Origin of the sequence: Klebsiella sp. ZJOU C1 (assembly GCF_035620215.1) — a bacterium.
Lineage (GTDB): Bacteria > Pseudomonadota > Gammaproteobacteria > Enterobacterales > Enterobacteriaceae > Klebsiella > Klebsiella variicola.
The window spans coordinates 313,083-335,651 of record NZ_CP141644.1 but is presented as its reverse complement, the minus strand read 5'-3'; the positions used below and the strand labels follow the sequence as shown (position 1 = coordinate 335,651).

Annotated in this window: 22 protein-coding genes; 17 read left to right on the top strand and 5 right to left on the bottom strand. The window is 60.7% G+C overall.

Annotated features, from left to right (window positions below):
- Positions 1-1,416, bottom strand: a complete 1,416-nt coding sequence (gene melB, locus SPE70_RS01560) for a melibiose:sodium transporter MelB (protein WP_008807237.1) — start codon at positions 1,414-1,416, stop codon at positions 1-3.
- A 93-nt stretch (positions 1,417-1,509) separates the two neighbouring features.
- A complete protein-coding gene (locus tag SPE70_RS01555) occupies positions 1,510-2,862 on the bottom strand; it encodes an alpha-glucosidase/alpha-galactosidase (RefSeq protein ID WP_050887558.1) in 1,353 nt (450 codons plus the stop codon).
- 239 nt (positions 2,863-3,101) lie between these two features.
- Between SPE70_RS01555 and melR the strand changes: the two genes are divergently transcribed.
- Positions 3,102-4,040: a transcriptional regulator MelR gene (melR, locus tag SPE70_RS01550; protein ID WP_008807239.1), complete on the top strand. Its 939-nt coding sequence runs from the start codon at positions 3,102-3,104 to the stop codon at positions 4,038-4,040.
- A gap of 49 nt (positions 4,041-4,089) precedes the next feature.
- Here the strand turns inward: melR and proP are convergent, their stop codons facing one another.
- Positions 4,090-5,592, bottom strand: a complete 1,503-nt coding sequence (proP, locus tag SPE70_RS01545) for a glycine betaine/L-proline transporter ProP (RefSeq protein WP_008807240.1) — start codon at positions 5,590-5,592, stop codon at positions 4,090-4,092.
- A gap of 544 nt (positions 5,593-6,136) precedes the next feature.
- Between proP and SPE70_RS01540 the strand changes: the two genes are divergently transcribed.
- The 12 genes from SPE70_RS01540 to phnP all read left to right on the top strand — a co-directional run bounded on the left by SPE70_RS01540 (position 6,137) and on the right by phnP (position 14,969).
- A complete protein-coding gene (locus tag SPE70_RS01540; protein WP_008807241.1) occupies positions 6,137-6,472 on the top strand; it encodes a zinc ribbon domain-containing protein YjdM in 336 nt (111 codons plus the stop codon).
- Positions 6,473-6,700: 228 nt separating this feature from the next.
- On the top strand, positions 6,701-7,135 hold the full coding sequence (gene yjdN, locus SPE70_RS01535; protein WP_002885221.1) for a VOC family metalloprotein YjdN: 435 nt from the start codon (positions 6,701-6,703) through the stop codon (positions 7,133-7,135).
- A 155-nt stretch (positions 7,136-7,290) separates the two neighbouring features.
- The gene (gene phnF / locus SPE70_RS01530) at positions 7,291-8,016 is read left to right on the top strand and encodes a phosphonate metabolism transcriptional regulator PhnF (protein ID WP_012543146.1); all 726 of its coding nucleotides are present in this window, start codon (positions 7,291-7,293) and stop codon (positions 8,014-8,016) included.
- Positions 8,017-8,469 (top strand): phosphonate C-P lyase system protein PhnG, encoded by a 453-nt coding sequence (gene phnG / locus SPE70_RS01525; RefSeq protein ID WP_008807243.1) that lies wholly within the window; start codon positions 8,017-8,019, stop codon positions 8,467-8,469.
- Positions 8,466-9,050 (top strand): phosphonate C-P lyase system protein PhnH, encoded by a 585-nt coding sequence (gene phnH / locus SPE70_RS01520; protein WP_008807244.1) that lies wholly within the window; start codon positions 8,466-8,468, stop codon positions 9,048-9,050. The genes phnG and phnH overlap by 4 nt, the downstream gene beginning before the upstream one ends.
- Positions 9,051-10,115: a carbon-phosphorus lyase complex subunit gene (locus SPE70_RS01515; RefSeq protein ID WP_008807245.1), complete on the top strand. Its 1,065-nt coding sequence runs from the start codon at positions 9,051-9,053 to the stop codon at positions 10,113-10,115. It begins immediately after the preceding gene.
- Positions 10,108-10,956, top strand: coding sequence for an alpha-D-ribose 1-methylphosphonate 5-phosphate C-P-lyase PhnJ (locus SPE70_RS01510; protein ID WP_002885202.1), 849 nt, complete (start codon positions 10,108-10,110; stop codon positions 10,954-10,956). The genes SPE70_RS01515 and SPE70_RS01510 overlap by 8 nt, the downstream gene beginning before the upstream one ends.
- The gene (gene phnK, locus SPE70_RS01505; RefSeq protein WP_012543148.1) at positions 10,953-11,711 is read left to right on the top strand and encodes a phosphonate C-P lyase system protein PhnK; all 759 of its coding nucleotides are present in this window, start codon (positions 10,953-10,955) and stop codon (positions 11,709-11,711) included. Before SPE70_RS01510 ends, phnK begins: the two co-directional genes overlap by 4 nt.
- Positions 11,712-11,818: 107 nt before the next feature.
- On the top strand, positions 11,819-12,499 hold the full coding sequence (gene phnL / locus SPE70_RS01500) for a phosphonate C-P lyase system protein PhnL (RefSeq protein WP_008807247.1): 681 nt from the start codon (positions 11,819-11,821) through the stop codon (positions 12,497-12,499).
- Positions 12,496-13,632 (top strand): alpha-D-ribose 1-methylphosphonate 5-triphosphate diphosphatase, encoded by a 1,137-nt coding sequence (gene phnM, locus SPE70_RS01495; protein WP_008807248.1) that lies wholly within the window; start codon positions 12,496-12,498, stop codon positions 13,630-13,632. Before phnL ends, phnM begins: the two co-directional genes overlap by 4 nt.
- Positions 13,632-14,195 (top strand): ribose 1,5-bisphosphokinase, encoded by a 564-nt coding sequence (phnN, locus tag SPE70_RS01490; protein ID WP_012543150.1) that lies wholly within the window; start codon positions 13,632-13,634, stop codon positions 14,193-14,195. Before phnM ends, phnN begins: the two co-directional genes overlap by 1 nt.
- A gap of 15 nt (positions 14,196-14,210) precedes the next feature.
- Positions 14,211-14,969 (top strand): phosphonate metabolism protein PhnP, encoded by a 759-nt coding sequence (gene phnP / locus SPE70_RS01485; RefSeq protein WP_008807250.1) that lies wholly within the window; start codon positions 14,211-14,213, stop codon positions 14,967-14,969.
- A gap of 22 nt (positions 14,970-14,991) precedes the next feature.
- Here phnP and yjdP read toward each other — a convergent pair whose 3' ends face one another.
- Entirely contained in the window at positions 14,992-15,345 is a 354-nt protein-coding gene (yjdP, locus tag SPE70_RS01480) for a DDRRRQL repeat protein YjdP (protein ID WP_012543151.1), read from the bottom strand.
- Positions 15,346-15,415: 70 nt separating this feature from the next.
- Positions 15,416-17,701, bottom strand: coding sequence for an ATP-binding protein (locus SPE70_RS01475; protein WP_023296905.1), 2,286 nt, complete (start codon positions 17,699-17,701; stop codon positions 15,416-15,418).
- Positions 17,702-17,880: 179 nt separating this feature from the next.
- Here SPE70_RS01475 and SPE70_RS01470 point away from each other — a divergent pair, with 179 nt between their 5' ends.
- The 4 genes from SPE70_RS01470 (at position 17,881) to SPE70_RS01455 (ending at position 22,450) form a co-directional block, all read left to right on the top strand.
- Entirely contained in the window at positions 17,881-19,401 is a 1,521-nt protein-coding gene (locus SPE70_RS01470; protein WP_063105928.1) for a sugar ABC transporter ATP-binding protein, read from the top strand.
- Positions 19,398-20,396, top strand: coding sequence for an ABC transporter permease subunit (locus tag SPE70_RS01465; RefSeq protein WP_004206363.1), 999 nt, complete (start codon positions 19,398-19,400; stop codon positions 20,394-20,396). Before SPE70_RS01470 ends, SPE70_RS01465 begins: the two co-directional genes overlap by 4 nt.
- Before the next feature lie 30 nt (positions 20,397-20,426).
- A complete protein-coding gene (locus SPE70_RS01460) occupies positions 20,427-21,368 on the top strand; it encodes an ABC transporter substrate-binding protein (RefSeq protein WP_012543155.1) in 942 nt (313 codons plus the stop codon).
- Between the two features lie 74 nt (positions 21,369-21,442).
- Positions 21,443-22,450, top strand: coding sequence for a carbohydrate kinase family protein (locus tag SPE70_RS01455; protein ID WP_022065799.1), 1,008 nt, complete (start codon positions 21,443-21,445; stop codon positions 22,448-22,450).
- Positions 22,451-22,569 lie beyond the last annotated feature (119 nt).

The window sequence follows — 22,569 nt, the reverse complement described above, 5'->3', positions numbered from 1 at the left end:
TTACACCTGGTTGGGTACCACAATCGGCCGTTCCGGCTCGACGACATTTTCCGGTACCCGGCGATATTTATCCAGCAGGTGAATCTGAATACGGCGCAACATATCGCCATTCAGTTTGTAATAACGGAAATAGAGAAACAGCGTCAGGGCGAAAAAGAGCGTCGGCAGCGCAATCATAATCGCCTGCATCCCCAGCAGCGTGTGAGATGACTGCACAACATTCGGCACGTAGCCGATGATACCGAGCACGATGGCAATAAACCAGGCCGCAAACGCCGAGCCCGCTTTCACCACCAGCGTCTGTACCGAGTAGGCGATGCTTTCGCAGCGGATATTCATCGTATATTCGCCGTAGTCGACGGTATCGGCCACCATAATAACCTGCAGCACCCAGAACAGCGCGGTGCCGATATTCAACAGCACCCCGGCCAGCGAAATCAGCGCGATGTTGTAAACGCCGCTCAGCGCCATCAGCAACAGCACGCCGCAGCCCAGCACGGGCATGATCGAAGCACCCGCCCACAGAATGCGCCGCGACAGCCCTTTCACCAGTCGTGGGAACAGGATCAGCGTCAGCAAATTCGCCGCCCCCGCGTAGGACATGTAATACGGGAACATCTCCGCGCTGCCAATCACGTAGGTAAAGTAGTAAATGGCAAAGCCAGCGATAATGTTCGCCGCCGTGTTATAGGCCAGCGCCATGCCTAACAGGCAGGCCAGCTGATCGTTTTTATAGATGAGCGCCACCATCTGGCGCAGTGAAAGATGGCTGGAATCCTCGCTCACGCCGCTATCCGAGGAGTAAACCTCATGCACGTTACGCAGGGTGACCAGGGTGGAAATCACAAAGAAGGCAATCAGCACCAGGGTAAACATCTGGAAACCGAAACCGCGGTCGGCGCCGCCCACGGCGCTGACAAACGGCAGCGTGACGCCGGCCGTCACAAACCCAGCAAGGCTGGCGAAAAAGCGCGGGTAAGGCACCAGTTGTTCACGTTCACGTTTATCGAGGGTAATGGTCGGCACCAGCGACCAGAACGGCACATCCATGATGGTATAGGTGAAGCCCCACAGCAGATAGGTCAGCCACACCCACGCCAGTAGGGCCCCGCCGCTGAAGTGATGGGCGCTGAACAGCATATACAGCACCACCGAGTTGGTTATCGTGCCGATCAGGATCCACGGTTTGAACTTCCCCCATCGCGATCGCGTGCAGTTGACGATCCATCCCATGATCGGATCGGCTATCGCATCGAGGATCCTTGCCACCAGGAACAAGGTGCCGACCACCCCAACCGACAGGCCAACAATATCGGTGTAGTAATACATCAGATACATGTAGACGATACCGATAGCGAAATCTTTACCAAAGGCACCAAATCCGTAGCTGAGCTTTGTTGTCATTGAAATACTCATAGGGTACAGGTCGCTGTCGCCAGCGCCTCCTTCAGCGTTTGATAGAGCGTGACAGGCACCGCCGGGTTCGTTGCCCCCGGCGGCATGAGAGGATTAACGGTGCAGCCAGGCCGGCAGCCAGTCGCCGTGGCTGGCGATCAGATCGTCCACCAGCGCGTAGATCTCTTCGATCCCCAGCACCGCGGCGGTGTGCGGATCCATCATCGTGGCGTAATAGACGTAATCCCGGTCTTCGTTGAGGATCGCCTGCGTCAGCAGCGTTTGTACGTTGATGTTGGTCTGCATCAGCGCCGCCAGATGCGCCGGCAGCGCGCCCACTTTGGTCGGCTGAATACCGTTGGCGTCCACCAGGCAAGCCACTTCCACGCAGCAACCCTGCGGCAGGTTGTCGATGAGATTATCGTTGCGCACATTGCCGTACACCACGCTTGGCTCGCCGGTCCAGATGGCGTTCATGATGGTGCTGGCATACTCGCGGGATGGTTTCACCTCTATGCGCTCGCCGCGCTGATAGCTCTCCAGCTCCTGATGCCAGTTGGCCAGCTGCTCGACGCAGCGTTTAGGGTATTCATCCAGCGGCACTTTATAGTGAGCGATAAGGTCATCGCGGCCCGGCTTGATAAACCATGGCGTATATTCCGCGAAATGCTCCGACGATTCGGTGACAAAGTAGCCCAGCTTTTTGAACATTTCGTAGCGGACGATGTTTTCGCAGCGCGGGTTGCCGTGCAGGTTAGGCTTCGGCGCCCGGCCCTCGGCGTAGGCCTGCAGCAGGTCGGGATAGAGACTGACGTAGCTGCCGTCAGCGAGCTTTTTCTCCAGCGACAGATAGAACGCCATATGGTTGATTCCCGCGCAGCGGTAGCGTAAATCCGCCGGATCGAGATCGAGGTCGCGCGCAAGCTCTTCCGCCGTCCCCTGTACCGAATGGCAGAGGCCAACCTGCTTGATATGCGGGTAGCGGGCATACATGGCCCAGGTATTCATCGCCATCGGGTTGACATAGTTAAGCAGGGTGGCGTCCGGGCAGACCTCGGTCATATCGTCGCAGATAGCCCACAGGTGGGGGATGGTGCGCAGCGCGCGCATAATGCCTCCCGGCCCCAGCGTATCGGCAATGGTCTGCTCCAGGCCGTGGCGCTTGCAGACGGCAAAATCGGTGACCGTACAGGGCTCATAGCCGCCAATCTGGAAAGCGACCACAACGAAATCGGCGCCCTGCAGGGCGGTTTTACGATCGCGATGGCAGCTGATTTCGCCGTTCGCGCCCACCGAATCCATCAGCTTGCGCACCACGATATGCGACTCTTCCAGCCGGGTTTCATCGATATCCATCAGCGCGATATGCGCCGATTTCAGCGCCGGGCGCTGGAAAACATCACCGAGAATATTTTTGACGAACACCGTCGAACCGGCGCCGATAAAAGTAATTTTTGGGGCGGTCATCACGCACTCTCCATCAGGTCATTGAACACTTGCAGAGTGGCACGTCGTTCAGCGTTACGCTGCCCTGTTCCCGCCGGAGCATTCCCGTAAACTCAGATCGGCCATTAAGCGCCACAAAATCTGAGTTTTTGGCAATAGATCGACTTAAAAGTAGAGAAAACGGGCCGGTTATTCCGCTAAGCTGTAGTCAGTTCTGGCGAAAAATGCAGCCACTCTGACAATCCAGGAATACGTTAATCATGGAACACCGCTTTACTTCCCTGCCCCCCGATCCCTTTATGTGCAGCAGCGACGAAAAGCAGAGCCGCAGCCCGCTGGCGCTCTACTCCGAGTATCAGCGTATGGATATCGAACTGCGCCCGCCGCACGCCATGCCCACCAGCCACTGGCACGGCCAGGTGGAGGTCAACGTGCCGTTCGATGGCGACGTGGAGTATTTGATTAATAACGAAGTGGTGCGCATTGAGAAAGGCTATATCACCCTGTTCTGGGCCTGTACGCCGCATCAGCTGACCCGCCCCGGCGATTGCCAGCAGATGGCGATATTCAACCTGCCGATGCATCTGTTTCTCTCATGGCCGCTGGACCGGGAGCTTATCAACCACGTCACCCATGGAATGGTAATTAAGTCCCTCGCCGCGCAGCAGTTAAGCGCCTTTGAAGTGCGCCGCTGGCAGCAGGAGCTGAACCACGACAATGAACAGATTCGCCAGCTGGCGATCGATGAAATCGCCCTGATGCTCAAGCGGCTGAGCCTCTCCGGCTGGCAGCCGATTCTGGTCAACAAAACCTCGCGCACCCACAAGAATAGCGTCTCGCGCCACGCGCAGTTTTATGTCAGCCAGATGCTGGAGTTTATCGCCGCCCACTATGACCAGGCGCTGACCGTCAATGCCGTTGCCGAGCACGTGAAGCTTAACCCGAACTACGCGATGGGGGTCTTTCAGCGGGTGATGCAGCAGACCATGAAGCAGTATATTACCGCCATGCGGATCAATCATGTGCGGGCGCTGCTGAGCGATACCGACAAGACCATCCTGGATATTGCCCTTACCGCCGGTTTTCGCTCAAGCAGCCGCTTCTACAGCACCTTTACCCGCTACGTGGGCATGCCGCCGCAGCAGTACCGTAAACTTAGCCAGCAGCGACGTCACGGGCTGGCCTTGCCGGAGGCATAAAAAATGCCGCCGGGGTCTCCCCAGGCGGCATGATTAACAGTGAAAACGGTTAGTCGTTGATACGCGGATGCTGCTGCACCAGACGCGACCGTTTTGCCTGCAGATCGGCGATCTCCTGATCGATATCTTCGATTTTTTGTTCGATGTTATCGTAGTGCTCGCCAAGGATTTCTTTCGCTTCCTGGATATCCGACGCCGCCGGGGTCGCCCCTTTCAGCGGGCGGTTAGCCGTCTCTTTCATCGACAGACCCGTCGCCATCCCCACCACCGCGATGACCATCAGGTAGTACGCCGGCATCATCAGGTTCTGAGTGGTTTCCACCAGCCACGCCGCCAGGGTTGGCGTCAGACCAGCAACCAGCACCGAGATGTTAAAGGCGCTGGCCAGGGCGCTGAAGCGGATGTGCGTCGGGAACATCGCCGGCAACGAGGAGGCCATCACCCCGATAAAGCAGTTCAGCACGACCGCCAGCAGCAGCAGACCAGCGAAAATCAGGCCAATCACGTTGCTGTTAATCATAATGAAGGCCGGGATCGCCAGGGCAAACAGCGCCACGCTACCAATCAGGATGAACGGACGACGGCCAAAGCGGTCGCTGAGCATACCGATAACCGGCTGCACAAACAGCATCCCGACCATGATGGCGATGATGATCAGCACCCCATGATCTTCCGAGTAGTGCAGGTTATGCGACAGGTAGCTCGGCATATAGGTCAGCAGCATGTAATAGGTCACGTTGGTGGAAATCACCAGACCAATACAGGTCAGCAGGCTACGCCAGTGCTTGGTGGCAATCTCTTTAAAAGAGACCTTCGGCCCGTCCTGCAGTCCTTCACGGTCGCCCTGCTCCATGGTGTCCACATGCTGCTGGAACGCCGGGGTCTCTTCCAGCGCATGGCGCAGATAGAGACCGATGATGCCTAACGGCAGCGCCAGGAAGAACGGGATACGCCAACCCCAGTCGAGAAAGTTCTGTTCCCCCACCACGCTGGAGATGAGAACCACCACGCCGGCCCCCATCACAAACCCGGCGATGGAGCCAAAGTCCAGCCAGCTGCCCATAAAGCCGCGTTTACGGTCAGGAGAATATTCCGCGACGAAGATCGATGCCCCGGTATATTCACCGCCGACCGAGAAGCCTTGCGCCATTTTACACAGCAGCAGCAGGATCGGCGCCCAGATGCCTATCGTGGCATACGACGGAATCAGGCCGATACAGAAAGTACTTATCGACATGATCACGATGGTTATTGCGAGGATTTTCTGCCGACCATATTTATCGCCCAGCATCCCGAAAAACAGGCCGCCTAACGGACGAATTAAAAATGGAACGGAGAAGGTACCCAGTGCGGCAATCATCTGCACGCTTGGGTTGGCATCGGGGAAGAAGACTTTACCTAAGGCGTAGGCCACAAAGCCATAGACGCCGAAATCGAACCACTCCATCGCGTTACCCAGGGAGGCCGCGGTGATCGCCTTTTTCAGTTTACCATCATCGATGATGGTCACATCCTTAAGGGTGATGGGCTTTATTTTTTTCCTTTTAAGCATATTTTTCCTCTGCTACTCCGCCTTGAGTACACGCATCATCGCCGAATGACAAGGCCATTCGTATCGTGCGTCAGGAGCGGTGAATTGCTGTGCTCCTCATTTCAAGCGTAGCAGGTTTGCCTGCACTGTCTGCTGACAGAATGTACAACCGAACCTGTTGACGCCTGCTCTGGCTACTGGTGAATAAATAGAGCGGCCGATCGTGATACCTGATGAAATTGACCTGCTCCCCTTTTTTACCCTAACAGCGTTTATATCTGCGATCAACTTCACATAAATTTACCGCCTTATTACAGAGTGTCCGAAAATAAATAAGTTCATTTTACTGGCTGCTCGCAAAAATTATTTCCGCACTCCCCCTTATCCTCTGGCGGATAATTTTGGCGGTTATTCTGCTTTCACCCGAATAGTGTGATGGGTAATTTTTACTAAAAAAACACCCGACAAAAGTGGGTGATTGCGCTATAATCAGCCACACTTTCGGCTATCAGCCGCTGTTTAGAGGACCAACGTCCTGTTTTCCGACGACATCACGAGGAACGTCATGCAACTGCCACACTGCCCAAAATGCGATTCGACTTACACTTATGAAGATAACGGCATGTACATCTGCCCGGAATGTGCCCATGAGTGGAACCCTGCCGAGGCGACAGAAGAGAGCGACGTTCTGATCGTTAAAGATGCCAATGGCAATTTACTGGCCGATGGCGATAGCGTTACCGTCGTGAAAGATCTGAAGGTAAAAGGCAGCTCTTCGATGCTGAAAATCGGCACCAAAGTGAAGAATATCCGTCTGGTCGAAGGCGATCACAATATTGACTGCAAAATTGACGGTTTTGGTCCGATGAAGCTCAAGTCGGAATTCGTCAAAAAGAACTGATTTATTTCCGGGAGGTCGGCGTCATTATTTTCCTGCACCACCGTCGCCGCTCCCGATATCATCGTGCCCCACCCGCTCCCTGTGCAACCTGTTATTTTCCGCCTCAGTCCCCGCTATTTTCACTGACCATTTCGCCGCTATGCCGCTACACATTTTCGCGCTGCCGTCTGGCTCAACAGCGTCCCCGGCGACTACGCTTTACGGGTTACGGTCACTGAGGTATTCACCATGTCCTTAAGTCCCTACCTTGCCTTTGCAGGCAACTGCGCCGAGGCAATCGCCTTCTATCAGCAGACGCTGGGCGCGGAGCTGATGTTTAAAATGACCTTTGGCGAAATGCCGCCCCCGGCGCAAGAAGCGTCAGACGGCTGCCCGTCTGGCCAGAAGATGGCAGATGATGCCATCGCCCACGCCAGCCTGCGCATCAATAATGGCGAGCTGATGCTGAGCGACAGCGCCTTCGGGCCCGATGTGCATTACGCCGGCTTCACCCTCGTCCTCGATCCCAGCGATGTCGCTGAAGGCCAGCGCTGGTTCGACGCACTGGCCGTCGGCGGGCGCATTGAGATGGCCTGGCAGGAAACGTTCTGGGCCCACGGCTTCGGCAAAGTCGTCGACCGCTTTGGCGTCCCCTGGATGATCAACGTGGTCAAACAAGGCTGACCCCGCCAGGGCGGCCCGGCCGCCCTGTCATCCGTCTGGCACCAACTCTTCATCCTTTGGTCATCATCACTTAACCGAAATGCAACATAAACCGGTCAGGATCGGCCCACAACGCGAGGGACCTCCTCGCCTATGCTGTGTGAGGCTTGATGACTATGCACCTGTCCAGACATCCGACCAGTTATCCCACGCGCTATCAGGAAATCGCCGCCCGACTTGAGCAGGAGCTGCGCCACCACTATCGCTGCGGCGACTATCTGCCCGCCGAACAGCAGCTGGCGACGCGCTTTGACGTTAACCGCCATACCCTGCGCCGGGCTATCGACCAGCTGGTTGAACGCGGCTGGGTCCAGCGCCGTCAGGGCGTCGGCGTGCTGGTGCTGATGCGGCCGATCGATTACCCGCTTAATGCTCAGGCGCGGTTCAGCCAGAACCTGCTGGAACAGGGCAGCGATCCCACCAGCGAAAAGCTGCTGTCGGTGCTGCGCCCCGCCAGCGCGCATGTTGCCGAGGCCTTTGGCATCAATGAGGGCGAGAACGTCATCCACCTGCGCACCCTGCGCCGGGTCAATGGCGTCGCCCTGTGCCTGATCGACCACTACTTCGCCGACCTGCGTTTCTGGCCGGTATTGCAAACCTTTAGCCACGGATCGCTGCACGACCTGCTGCGCGATGAGCTCGACGTCAAACTGACCCGGGCACGCACCAAAATCAGCGCCCGCCGCGCGCAGGCGAAAGAGAGCAAGCTGCTGGAGATCCCCAACATGGCGCCGCTGCTCTGCGTACGCACCCTCAACAGCCGCCAGGGCGAGCAGACCCCCATCGAATACTCCGTCAGCCTGACCCGCGCCGACATGATTGAATTTACCATGGAGCACTGAATGCACTTCGATACCGCCACCCGCCAGCGCTGGATGTCCGTGCTGGCCCACAGTGAACCGCAAGATCTTCTGGCGCGCATGCAGTCCCTGCAGCTGGCGCCGGCGTATGAATTGATTCGCACCCCGGAAACCGGGCTGGTACAGCTCCAGGCCCGCATGGGTGGCATCGGCGACCGTTTCTTTGCCGGCGACGCCACGCTCACCCGCGCGGCGGTACGTCTGGCCGACGGGACGCTCGGCTACAGCTGGATCTTAGGCCGCGACCGCCCGCATGCCGAACGCTGCGCGGCCATCGACGCCCTGCTGCAGTCGCCTCGCCATTTTCATACGTTAATGGAAACCCTGATAACCCCGCTGGAAGCGCTACGCAGCGCGCGCATTGAAGCCCGACGCGCCGAAGTCAACGCCAGCCGGGTCGACTTCTTTACCCTGGTTCGCGGAGATAACGCATGACCTTACAACCCGCTTTTACCCTGGCTGTGCAGGATGCCCAACACAGTTTTCGTCGCCTGCTGAAAGCGATGAGCGAGCCGGGGGTGATTGTCTCCCTGCAGCAGCTTCAGCACGGCTGGCAGCCATTGAACGTGGCCTCCACCAGCCTGCTGTTGACCCTTGCCGATCATGAAACGCCGGTCTGGCTCGCCAGCGCTCTGCATAACGATCTGGTGGGACAGAATCTGCGCTTTCATACCGGCGCGCCGCTGGTGGATCAGCCGCAGCAGGCGGTTTTTGCCGTCGCCAATGACGGCATCAGCGCCGAGCAGCTCAACGTCCTTTCCGCTGGCACCGTCACTGCTCCGGAAACCGGCGTCACGCTGATTGTTCAGCTCGCCAGCCTCAGCGGCGGACGCATGCTGCGCCTGACCGGGGCAGGCATTGCCGAAGAGCGAATGATTGCGCCGCAGCTGCCGGACTGCATCATCGACGAATTAACTGAACGCCCGCATCCGTTCCCGCTGGGCATCGACCTGATCCTCACCTGCGGCGAGCGCCTGCTGGCGATCCCGCGCACCACCCACGTGGAGGTTTGCTAAATGTATGTAGCCGTCAAGGGCGGCGAGAAGGCGATCCTCGCCGCTCACGCCTTACAGGAACAGAAACGGCGGGGCGATGGACGGCTTCCCGAACTGAGCGTTGATCAGATAGGCGACCAGCTCAACCTGGCGGTGGACCGGGTGATGACCGAGGGCGGCATCGCCGACCGCGAACTGGCGGCGCTGGCGCTCAAGCAGGCCAGCGGTGATAACGTCGAAGCGATCTTCCTGCTGCGCGCCTACCGCACCACCCTGCCGCGGCTGGCGGTCAGCGAACCGATTAACACTGCGGAGATGCGCCTCGAACGCCGCATCTCCGCAGTGTACAAAGACATTCCCGGCGGCCAGCTGCTAGGCCCCACCTACGACTACACCCATCGCCTGCTCGATTTTACCCTGCTGGCCAACGGCGAAGCGCCGTCTGTGCAGCAAGCCGATGGCGAAGCAGAGCCGACGCCGCACGTCTTTAGCCTGCTCACGCAGCAGGGGCTGGCGAAGGCCGAGGAAGATCGCGGCACGCCGCCCGACGATATCACCCGCACCCCGCCGGTCTACCCCTGCTCGCGTTCCTCGCGCCTGCAGCAGCTGATGCGCGGCGATGAAGGTTACCTGCTGGCGCTGGCCTATTCGACCCAGCGCGGCTATGGCCGCAACCATCCGTTTGCCGGCGAGATCCGCAGCGGCTACGTGCAGGTGGAAATCGTGCCGGAAGAGCTGGGCTTTAGCGTCAATATTGGCGAGCTGCTGCTCACCGAATGCGAAATGGTCAACGGCTTCGTCGCCCCGCAGGATGAGCCGCCGCACTTCACCCGCGGCTACGGTCTGACCTTCGGCATGAGCGAGCGCAAAGCAATGGCCATGGCCCTCGTCGACCGCGCCCTGCAGGCGCCAGACTATGACGAAGAGATTGCTGGCCCGGCTCAGGATGAAGAGTTTGTGCTGGCCCATGCCGATAACGTCGAAGCGGCCGGCTTCGTCTCGCATCTGAAACTACCGCACTATGTCGATTTCCAGGCCGAACTGGCGCTGTTGAAACGCCTGCAACGGGAGAACGAACGTGGCTAACCCACTGACTGGCTATAACTTTGCTTATCTCGACGAGCAAACCAAGCGCATGATCCGCCGGGCGATCCTCAAAGCGGTGGCCATTCCCGGCTACCAGGTGCCGTTCGGCGGTCGCGAAATGCCAATGCCCTACGGCTGGGGCACCGGCGGCATCCAGCTGACCGCCAGCGTCATCGGCGAGAACGACGTGCTGAAGGTGATTGACCAGGGCGCGGATGACACCACCAACGCGGTGTCGATTCGTCAGTTCTTTAAGCGCGTCACCGGCGTCGCCACCACCGAGCGTACCGAAGACGCCACCCTGATCCAGACCCGCCACCGGATCCCGGAGACGCCGCTGGTGGAGGATCAGATCCTGATCTATCAAGTGCCGATCCCGGAGCCGCTGCGCTTTATCGAGCCGCGCGAAACCGAAACCCGCACCATGCACGCGCTGGAAGAGTACGGCGTCATGCAGGTGAAACTGTATGAAGATATCGCCCGCTTCGGCCATATCGCCACCACCTACGCCTACCCGGTGAAGGTCAATGGCCGCTACGTGATGGACCCTTCGCCGATCCCGAAATTCGATAACCCGAAAATGCACATGATGCCGGCGCTGCAGCTGTTCGGCGCCGGGCGCGAAAAGCGGATCTACGCGGTGCCGCCCTATACCCCGGTGGAAAGTCTCGATTTCGACGACCATCCATTTACCGTGCAGGAGTGGGATGAGCCCTGCGCCATCTGCGGCTCGCGCCACAGCTACCTCGACGAAGTGGTACTGGATGACAGCGGCCAGCGGATGTTTGTCTGCTCCGATACCGACTATTGCCGCCAGCAGAGCGAGGGGCAGAAAAAATGAGCCAGCCATTACTTGCTGTGAATAACCTGACCCATCTCTACGCCCCGGACAAAGGTTTTCGCGATGTCTCCTTTGAACTGTGGCCGGGAGAAGTACTCGGCATCGTCGGGGAGTCCGGCTCCGGTAAAACCACCCTGCTGAAGGCGATCTCTGCCCGCCTGACGCCGCAGCAGGGCGAGGTGCTGTACCAGCAGCGCTCGCTGTATGCCATGAGCGAAGCCGAACGCCGCCGCCTGCTACGTACCGAATGGGGCGTGGTGCATCAGCACCCGATGGACGGCCTGCGTCGCCAGGTCTCCGCCGGGGGCAACATCGGCGAACGGCTGATGGCCACCGGCGCCCGCCACTACGGCAACATTCGCGCCACCGCCGAAAAGTGGCTGCAGGAGGTGGAGATCCCGCCCTCACGCATCGACGACCTGCCCACTACCTTTTCCGGCGGCATGCAGCAGCGTCTGCAGATCGCCCGCAATCTGGTTACCCAGCCGAAGCTGGTGTTTATGGATGAACCCACCGGCGGGCTGGATGTGTCCGTGCAGGCGCGGCTGCTTGATCTGCTGCGCGGCCTGGCGGTGGAGCTGAATCTCGCGGTGGTGATTGTTACCCACGATCTCGGCGTCGCCCGTCTGCTGGCGAACCGTCTGCTGGTGATGAAGCAGGGCCAGGTAGTCGAGAGTGGCTTAACCGACCGGGTGCTCGACGATCCGCATCACCCTTACACCCAGCTGCTGGTGTCGTCGGTGTTGCAGAATTGATGCTGTTTTGCCGGGTGGCGGCTACGCCTTACCCGGCCTACAGGTGCGTTATTCGTAGGCCGGGTAAGCGAAGCGCCACCCGGCAACCCAACCCCGCGAGGGCTAACATGATCCGCGTTGAAAACATCCATAAAACCTTTGTTCTGCACCAGCAGCACGGCGTGCGCCTGCCGGTGCTGGCCGACGCCTCGCTGACCGTTAACGCCGGGGAGTGCGTGGTACTCCACGGTCACTCCGGCAGCGGCAAATCGACGTTGCTGCGTTCGCTGTATGCCAATTATCTGCCGGACAGCGGCCATATCCACATCCGCCACGGCGAGGAATGGGTGGATCTGGTCACCGCCACCCCACGCAAGGTACTGGAAGTGCGCAAAACCACCATCGGCTGGGTCAGCCAGTTTCTGCGGGTGATCCCGCGCATTTCAGCGCTGGAGGTGGTGATGCAGCCGCTGCTCGACCTTGGGACGCCGCGTGAAGCGAGCGCCGCGAAAGCCGCCCAGCTCCTGACCCGCCTCAACGTTCCGGAACGCCTGTGGCACCTTGCGCCGTCGACCTTTTCAGGCGGCGAGCAGCAGCGGGTCAACATCGCCCGCGGCTTTGCGGTCGACTATCCGATTCTGCTCCTTGATGAGCCCACCGCCTCACTGGATGCCAAAAACAGTGCTGCCGTGGTCAACCTGATCCACGATGCCAAAGCGCGCGGCGCGGCCATCGTGGGGATTTTCCATGACGAAGGGGTACGCCGTCAGGTCGCCGACCGACTGCACCCCATGGGAATGACAGCATGATTATCAATAACGTAAAACTGGTTCTCGACGACGACGTGGTCCACGGTTCACTGGAAGTCCAGCACGGTCGCATCCTCGCTTTCGCCGAAAGCCAGAGTCGGCTGCCGCAGGCGCTGGATGGGGAAGGCGGCTGGCTGCTGCCGGGCCTTATCGAACTGCATACCGATAACCTCGACAAGTTCTTTACCCCGCGACCGAAGGTGGACTGGCCGGCCCACTCGGCGATGAGCAGCCATGACGCCATGATGGTCGCCAGCGGCATCACCACCGTGCTCGACGCCGTGGCGATTGGCGACGTGCGTGATGGCGGCGATCGTCTTGAGAATCTGGAGAAGATGGTCAATGCGGTGGAAGAGACGCAAAAGCGCGGCCTCAACCGCGCCGAGCATCGCCTGCACCTGCGCTGCGAGCTGCCGCATCACACCACGCTGCCGCTGTTTGAAAAGCTGATTGACCGCGAGTCGGTGAGCATGGTCTCTCTGATGGACCACTCGCCAGGCCAGCGTCAGTACGCCGATCGCAGCAAGTACCGCGATTACTATCAGGGCAAATACCATCTCACTCACGACGAAATGGACCGTTTTGAAGCCGAGCAGATGGCCCTGGCCGCCACCTGGTCGCAGCCGAATCGTCAGACCATCGCCGCCATGTGCCGCGCCCGTCGTATCGCCCTTGCCAGCCACGACGACGCCACCGAGGCGCATGTGGCCGAATCCAGTCAGTTAGGTAGCGTCATCGCCGAGTTTCCCACCACGCTGGCCGCAGCGCAGGCTTCACGTCAGCATGGGATGCACGTCCTGATGGGCGCCCCCAATATCGTGCGCGGCGGTTCCCACTCTGGCAACATCGCGGCGCACCAGCTGGCGAGCAGTGGTTTGCTGGACATTCTCTCGTCTGACTATTACCCCGCCAGCCTGCTGGATGCCGCTTTCCGCATCGCCGACGCCGAGGATAACGCCTTCACCCTGGCGCAGGCGATCCGTCTGGTCAGCAAGCATCCGGCGCAGGCGCTGGGCCTTGACGATCGCGGCGTCATCGCCGAGGGGAAACGCGCCGACCTGGTGCTGGCGCGCCGTCGCGGCGAGCATGTGCACATCGACCATGTCTGGCGCCAGGGAACGAGGGTCTTTTAATGCCGGGAAAACTGATTTGGCTGGTGGGCCCCTCTGGCTCCGGTAAAGACAGCCTGCTGGCGGCGCTGCGCGAGCGCGAGCACCCGCAGCTGCTGGTGGCCCATCGTTACATTACCCGCCCGTTTAACGCGGGCAGCGAGAATCATATCGCCCTCAGCGAACATGAATTTTTTACCCGCGCCGAGCAGCATCTTTTTGCTCTCAGCTGGCACGCCAACAATACTTACTATGGCATTGGCGTGGAGATCGACCTGTGGCTGCACGCTGGCTTTGACGTGGTGGCCAACGGCTCCCGCGCCCACCTGGCGCTGGCCCGGGAACGCTACGGCGAGGTGCTGGTGCCGATCTGTCTCGCCGTCTCGCCGCCGGTGCTCCGCCAGCGGCTGGAGCAGCGCGGCCGGGAAAACGCACTGGAAATCGCCCAGCGTCTGGATCGCGCCGCGCGCTATAAGCCGGACAATTGCCTGACGTTGAATAATGACGGGAGTCTTCGACAATCGGTTGACGATTTCTTCCGCCTGCTGCGCAGCCACGTGGCACGCGTAGAGGATCAGCCGGTATGAGTGAAAGGTGACACGATGAGCCTGACAATCCGTTTAACCGGCACCGGCGGCGCCCAGCTGGTGCCCGTCTTCGGTTGCGACTGCGCGGCCTGCCGCCGCGCCCGCCGCGAGGAGAGCCACCGACGCCGCCCCTGTAGCGGCGTGGTCACGTTCAACAGCGCCGTGACGCTGCTTGATGCCGGACGACCGGATCTGATGGAACATCATCCCGCCGGTAGTTTTCAGCAGGTGCTGCTGACCCACTACCATCTGGATCATGTGCAGGGGCTGTTTCCGCTGCGCTGGGGAGTCGGCGCGTCGATCCCGGTCTATGGCCCGCCGGACGACGCCGGCTGCGACGATCTGCTCAAGCACCCCGGCCTGCTCGATTTTAGCCATACCGTCACGCCGTTTGTGGTGTTTGACCTGCAGGGGTTGCGGGTAACGCCCCTGCCGCTCAACCACTCGAAGCTCACCTTCGGTTATCTGCTGGAGTCGGCCCACAGCCGGGTGGCCTGGCTCTCGGATACCGCCGGGCTGCCGGACAAGACGCTGAAGTTTTTACTCAACAACCGCCCGCAGGCGATGATCATTGATTGCAGTCATGAGCCGCGCGCGCAGACCCCGCGTAACCACAACGATCTAAACACCGTCCGCCACCTTAACCAGGTGATTGGCTGTCCGCGGGTGATCCTCACCCATATCAGCCACCAGTTAGATGTCTGGATGATGGATAACCCGCTGCCGACAGGTTTCGAAGCGGGATATGACGGGATGGAAATCGTGCTGGATTAAGTGCAGGTCCGTTGCGGAGCGATCAGTAGCTATCATCCAGACGACGCTGGTCGCTTTCTAACTGGCGACGATCCTGATCGAGCTGGCGCTGGCGTTCGTCAAGCTGGCGGCGGCGATCGTCCAGTTGCCGTTGTCGATCGTCATACTGACGCTGGCTGTCGCGGCTCTGCTGACGGCTCCCCTGATAGCGCCCGTCATCATACCGGCCATCATCATCGTATCTGTCGTCGTCATCGGAGCGGTTGCTACCCGGGTTATAGGCGTCGTTAATGGCTTGCTGAATATTGCCGATCGCGTCATCGATAATATCGGCGCGAGCGGCCAGGCTGGTCAGCGACAGGGTGCAAAAGAGCAGTGCGGTTGCGTAACGTTTCATCGGGGCCAATCTCGTCAGAGTCCTGCCGCTACCTTAATCAAGCGTACAACCCCCGAGTAGCGGAGGAATCTCAAATCCTCGCGTACGCCGCGCTCAGCGCCTGCGCCAGCTGGGCGCGGGTAAACGGCTTACGCAGCCACTCTACTTCCGGCAGGGCCGGATTCTGCGCCGGACGCAAATCCTGGCCGCTGATCAGCAGCACCGGCAGCGCCGGAAAGCGGCGTCGGGCGGTATGGATCACGTCGGCGCCGCTCAGCGCGCCGGGCAGCATCAGATCGCTAATCAACAGAGCGATATCCGGCGACGCCTCCAGCAGCTGCAGCGCCTCTTCGCCACTCGGCGTCTCCAGCGTCAGCCAGCCCAACTGATGCAGCTGTTCACACAGCGTCTGGCGTACATCTTCTTCATCTTCCAGCACCAGCGCCAGCCGTTCTCCCGCCGGCAGCGGCTCGTCCTCCGCTGGCGCCACCGTCGTCTCAACCTCGGTCATCGCCCGCGGCAGCTGCAGCCGCACCGTCGTCCCCTGCCCCGGCGCGCTCTCCAGCGCCACCCGGCCGCCCGACTGGCGCACAAAACCATACACCATCGACAGTCCCAGACCGCTGCCGCTGCCGGTGGCTTTGGTGGTGAAGAACGGTTCAAACACCCGGGCTTTCACCGCCTGCGACATCCCGCTGCCATGATCGATCACCTCCAGGGCCACCATATCCTGCCGCTGACCGCTGCTGCGGGTGACCCGCTGATTCCATGTGCGTATTTTGATAACCCCGTCGCGCCCGGCCATGGCGTCGCGGGCGTTCATCACCAGATTGATCAGGGCGTTTTCCAGCTGGCCAACGTCTATCCATGCCGGCCACGCCGGCGACTGCGCCTCAATCTCCAGACTTAAGGTCGCTGGCAGGGAGTGACGCATCAGCTCGCTGAGGTTCTCCAGCAGCGGCGCCATCGCCACCGCCTGGGGATGCAGCGCCTGTTTGCGCGAAAAGGCCAGCAGCCGCTGAGTCAGAAGCGCCCCACGCTCCGCCGCCTTCAGCGCCCTGGAGAGGCGCGGCGCATCGCGTGCGTCCGGTTCCACCAGCTCGAGGCTGCCGATGATCACCGCCAGCAGGTTGTTAAAGTCATGCGCCAGCCCCCCGGTCAACTGGCCGACGGCCTTCATCTTCTGGCTGTGCAGCAGCGCCTCTTCCAGCTCCTGGCGCTTAATCCGATCGATCTCCATCTGGGTGGTCTTCTCTTTCAGCAGCCGGGTGGTGTGCTCCAGCGACGCCGTATTGCGGGCGAAAACGTTAAAGGCTCGCGCCAGCTCGCCCAGCTCATCGCGCCGCTGCAGGGCCGGCACCGAGACGTTCGGCTCCCCCTGAGCCAGCCGCGACATCGCCAGGGAGATGGCGGTCAGGTTCGAGCCAAGGTTACGGTAGATATACCACCCGGCGCAGCCGGTGATCGCCAGCGCCAGCAGCGCGGAAAGCAGAATAAACATGCTGATGGAGCGCAGCTCCCGATGGCTCTGCGCTGCCCGCTGCTCTGAGGCTTCCGCCACCCGGGTCACGTACTGATTGATATCCTCGTTAAGCAACGCGACCAGCGCTTTGATGTGGTACATGTACCAGCTGATCGTCAGGTCGCTCTCCTCCAGCTGGGCCGACAGCGGGGCCAGCGTCGCCAGTTCCCGGGTGACGTCGGGCAGGAAAAACGCCAGCGCGGGATCGGCGCTGCCTGCCGGCAGGTCGCCGCGCAGCTGGTCGAGCTGCAGAACGATCGACCGCGGCGTAACGGTATGGATCGCGGCCACGATCAGCCGGTCCATCTCGGCCAGCCGGCGCGGATCGATCGCCTTATCCCCGCCGCGATCGTTAAGATCGGCGAGATGGCGCAGATTGCTCTGATTCTGGTAAAGCGAACTCAGCAGCGCATTGCGCTGCAGATGGCGGCGCTGGCCGCGCTCCAGCATCTCCGCCACGCTCTGCTGCAGCGCGTTGCTGCGTCGAATAATATTGGCCACCCGCGCCTGCTCCTGCTGCGCCAGCGGGGCCGCCGCCAGCTGGGCCAGCGAGTGCTTCAGCGCCTGCTGCGTCGCCAGCAGCCGTTCCGCTTCGCTTTTGTACTCCAGCGCCCCCACCACCTGCGACAGGCGCACCGCCGCCGTGGCGACATTCGCCGTGTCCCGCGCCAGATCCATACTGCCGCGCATGTCGTTGAGAGTCTGGCGCTGCACCTGCTCCTGCAGCTGGCTGGCGTGGTGAAAGCCGAACACCGCCACGCCGCTCACCAACAGGGTGACCACGCCCATCAATAGATTAAAGGAGAGCAGGCGGCCACGGGCGCTGGTGAAAAACGGGTGTCGGCGAGCGGTCATAGCAACTCCAGTGAAGGATAGGTCGGCATATAGGCGTGACGGTGCAGAAAATGACGCCGCGTAACTGTGATCGCGGTTAACTATTTATCACTATGACAAATATGAATGGATTCTGACATTCTGCATTTATTTTCCGGTGGTGGACTGCAGCTATTGTTCTCATAGACAGGAGCGCCGCGATGACCGCCACCCCGGTACTGGAAATGCGCCATATCGCCAAAGCTTTTGGCAAATTCTACGCGCTGAAGGGCGTCGACCTGCCGGTCTGGCCAGGGGAGATCCATGCCCTGATGGGAGAAAACGGCGCCGGAAAAAGCACGCTGATGAAGATCCTTGCCGGCGCCTATACCGCCACCAGCGGCGAGATCCTGATCGACGGAAAACCGCAAACCATCCGCGGCCCCAAGGACGCGCTGGCCGCTGGGATCACGTTGATCTATCAGGAGATGCAGCTGGCGCCGAACCTGACCGTCGCGGAAAACATTTTCCTCGGCAGCGAGCTGGCGCGCGGTGGCCTGGTGCAGCGCAAAGCCATGCTCAGCCAGGCGCAGGCGGTGATCGACCGTCTCGGCGCCCAGTTCAAAGCCAGCGACCGGGTGATGACCCTGACCATCGCCGAACAGCAGCAGGTGGAGATCGCCCGGGCGCTCCACCGTCAAAGCCGCATTCTGGTGATGGATGAACCCACCGCCGCCCTCTCCTCGCGGGAAACCCAGCGCCTGTTCGAGCTCATCCTGCGCCTGCGCGATGAGGGGATGGCGATTATCTATATCAGCCACCGCATGGCGGAAGTGTATGAGCTCTCCGACCGCGTCAGCGTCCTGCGCGACGGGCAGTATGTCGGCAGCCTGGTGCGCGACAAGCTCAACGCGCCGGAGCTGGTGCGCATGATGGTCGGCCGCCCGCTCAGCGATCTGTTCAATAAAGAACGCGACATTCCCCGCGGCCAGCCGCGCCTGCGGGTCGAGGATCTGACCGATGGCGGCAAGGTTAAGCCCAGCAGCCTCGTGGTGCATGCTGGCGAAATCGTCGGCCTCGCCGGACTGGTCGGCGCCGGGCGGTCCGAACTGGCGCAGCTGATCTTCGGCGTGCGCAAAGCCACTGGCGGGGTGATTGAGATCGACGGCGAGCCGGTGGTGATCCACTCGCCGCGCGAAGCCATCGACCTCGGGATCGGCTTTCTGACCGAAAACCGCAAAGAACAGGGGTTGTTTCTCGAACTGGCAGCCCAGGAAAACATCACCATGGCGACGCTGGAACGCGACGCGAACTGGGGGATGCTCAACCGCCGGAAGGCGCAAACCATCTCCGATGACGCCATCCAGTTGCTTAACATCCGCGTGCCGCACGCCCAGGTGCGCGCCGGCGGACTGTCCGGCGGCAACCAGCAGAAATTATTGATTTCACGCTGGGTGGCGATTGGCCCGCGCATTCTGATCCTCGATGAACCCACCCGCGGCGTCGACGTCGGCGCGAAAAGCGAGATTTACCGCATCATGAACGACATGGCGCGCCAGGGCGTCGCCATTCTGATGATCTCCAGCGAACTGCCCGAAGTGGTGGGCATGAGCGACCGGGTCTATGTGATGCGCGAGGGCGCTATCGCCGGCGAGTTACAGGCCGGCGATATCAGCCAGGAAAGTATCATGACGCTGGCCACCGGCGTGAACGATTCTCACCTTAAGGCAGGGCAACTATGAGCATACCGAAAGAGACCTCCGCGCCGGTCGCGAAATCCGCTTCGGCGAAAAAAATGTTGATGGGCGACCTGATGCAGACCGTCGGCATTCTGCCGATCCTCATCCTGATCGTCGCCGTTTTCGGCTTTATCGCCCCCAACTTTTTCACGGAAAGCAATCTGCTGAATATCACCCGCCAGGCCTCGATCAACATTGTGCTGGCGGCGGGAATGACCTTCATCATTCTTACCGGCGGCATTGACCTCTCCGTTGGCTCCATTCTCGGCACCACCGCGGTGGCGGCAATGGTGGTGTCGCTGATCCCGGAGCTGGCGTTGCTGTCGATTCCGGCGGCGCTGATGCTCGGCCTGCTGCTTGGGCTGTTCAACGGCGCGCTGGTCGCCTTCGCCGGGCTACCGCCGTTTATCGTCACCCTCGGCACCTACACGGCGCTGCGAGGCGCCGCCTATCTGCTGGCCGACGGCACCACGGTGATCAACTCCGATATCAGCTTTGAGTGGATCGGCAATGACTACCTCGGCCCGGTGCCGTGGCTGGTGGTCATCGCCCTGGCGGTTATCGCGGTGTGCTGGTTTATCCTGCGCCGCACTACCCTTGGGGTGCATATCTACGCGGTGGGCGGCAACATGCAGGCGGCGCGGCTGACCGGCATCAAAGTCTGGCTGGTGCTGCTGTTTGTCTACGGCATGAGCGGCCTGCTCTCCGGTCTTGGCGGGGTGATGAGCGCCTCGCGGTTATACAGCGCCAACGGCAACCTCGGCGTCGGCTACGAACTGGATGCCATCGCCGCGGTCATTCTCGGCGGCACCAGCTTCGTCGGTGGTATCGGCACCATCACCGGTACGCTGGTGGGGGCGCTGATTATCGCCACCCTCAATAACGGCATGACCCTGATGGGGGTCTCCTACTTCTGGCAACTGGTGATCAAAGGGGCGGTGATCATCATTGCGGTGCTGATCGACAAATACCGTACCCGACACCATCAAAGTGCATAACAACACCATCTTACCTGCGAGGAAAAGCGAATGCGTTTAAAACCGATAGTGACCGCGCTGTGTGCTGGCGCGCTGCTGGCCGCCTCCCCCTTTGCGTCGGCCAAAGAACTGAAAGCGATTGGCGTGACAGTGGGCGACCTTGCCAACCCGTTCTTTGTGCAGATCACCAAAGGGGCGGAGCTGGAGGCCCGCAAGCTGGCGGGAGATAATGTCAAAGTGACGCTGGTCTCCAGCGGCTACGATTTGGGCCAGCAGGTGGCGCAGATCGATAACTTTATCGCCGCCAAAGTCGATATGATCATCCTCAACGCCGCCGATTCGAAGGGCATTGGCCCGGCGGTGAAGCGGGCCAAAGAGGCCGGGATCGTGGTGGTGGCGGTTGACGTCGCCGCCGAAGGCGCCGACGCCACCATTACCTCCGATAACACCCAGGCGGGCGAGCTGGCCTGTAAATACATTAGCGACCGCCTGAACAACAAAGGCAGCGTGGTGATCATCAACGGGCCGCCGGTATCTGCGGTACAAAACCGCGTCGAAGGCTGCGAAACGGAGTTCAAAAAACACCCGGATATAAAAATCCTCTCCTCCAACCAGAACGCTAAAGGCAGCCGGGAAGGCGGCCTGGAGGTGATGACCTCCCTGCTGGCGGCCAATCCGAAGATTGACGGCGTGTTCGCGATCAACGATCCGACGGCGATTGGCGCCGATCTGGCGGCGAAACAGGCGCAGCGTAGCGAGTTCTTCATCGTGGGTGTCGACGGCAGCCCGGACGGCGAAGAGGCGCTGAAGCGTAAGAACTCCCTGTTCGTCGCGACGCCGGCGCAGGATCCGCAGGTCATGGCGGCGAAGGCGGTGGAGATTGGCTACGACATCCTACAGGGCAAACCGGCGCCGACCGCGCCAGTGCTAATCCCGGTGACGATGATCGACAAAAACAACGTCAGCTCTTACAAAGGCTGGACCGTGAAATAAGCGCAACCCGGCGCACAATCGTTCCGCCGATTGTGCGCTACGCTTAACGAGTATGACGGCGCGGAGTAGCGATCATGGAACGTAAAGGGATTATTGCCGCAGGCAACATGCTGGTCGATCATGTCCACCAGATCAGGCAGTGGCCGGAGCGCGGCTGGCTGGTGGAAATTGTCCATAGTGAACGCGCCACCGGCGGCGCCCCGCTGAATGTCCTGCTGACCCTGGCTAAAATGCATGCCGGACTGCCGCTGCAGGCGGTTGGCCTGATTGGCGAGGATAACGACGGCGACTACATTACCGCCATGCTCGATCAGTACCATATCAATCGCCAGCTCGTGCAGCGCACCAGCTCCGCACCCACCTCGATGACCCAGGTGATGACCGACGCCGACGGCCAGCGCACCTTCTTTCACTCTCCCGGCGCCAACCGACTGCTTGACCTCCCGGCCTTTGAGCCGCTGGATACGCCGCTGAAGATTTTTCATCTCGGCTATCTGCTGCTGCTCGAAAGCCTTGATCGGCCCGACGAGGCGTTCGGCACCCGCAGCGCGCGACTGCTGGCGCAGATGCGCGATCGAGGCTATGAAGTGTCCCTCGACCTGGTGTCGCGCAAAGGCGATCCGCACTACCGCCCGCGGGTCCTGCCGGCGCTGGCGCATCTCGACTACCTGACCATCAATGAGCTGGAGGCCAGCGAGTTTAGCGGGCTGGAAATCCGTCTGCCCAACGGTGAGCCGCACGTCGCTAATATCGCCCGCGCCGCCAGCGCATTACTTGACGCCGGCGTGCGCCAGCGGGTGGTGATCCATTGTCCGGAGGGCGCATGGGGCGTATCCCGCACGGAAGCCGGGCGCTGGGTACCGTCATGGCGGCTGCCGCCGGAGGAGATTATCGGCAGCGTCGGCGCGGGAGATGCCTTCTGCGCCGGCCTGCTGTATGGCAGTCACGAACGCTGGCCGTTAACCGACAGTCTGCAGCTGGCCCACGCCTGCGCCCGCGCCAGCCTGCAGGCCGCCAACGCGATCGACGGCGCCAAAACGCTCCCTGAGCTGCAGGCGTTTATTCAGTTGCAGAATGGTTAGACTGGGCAGATCCCGCTATCAGGGCGATGCCACAGGAGAACGACGTATCATGGCGAGAAAAGGGATACGGTTTATTCAAATCACGCCTGTTTTACGCTGAGTTCAACAAGCCCGGGCCA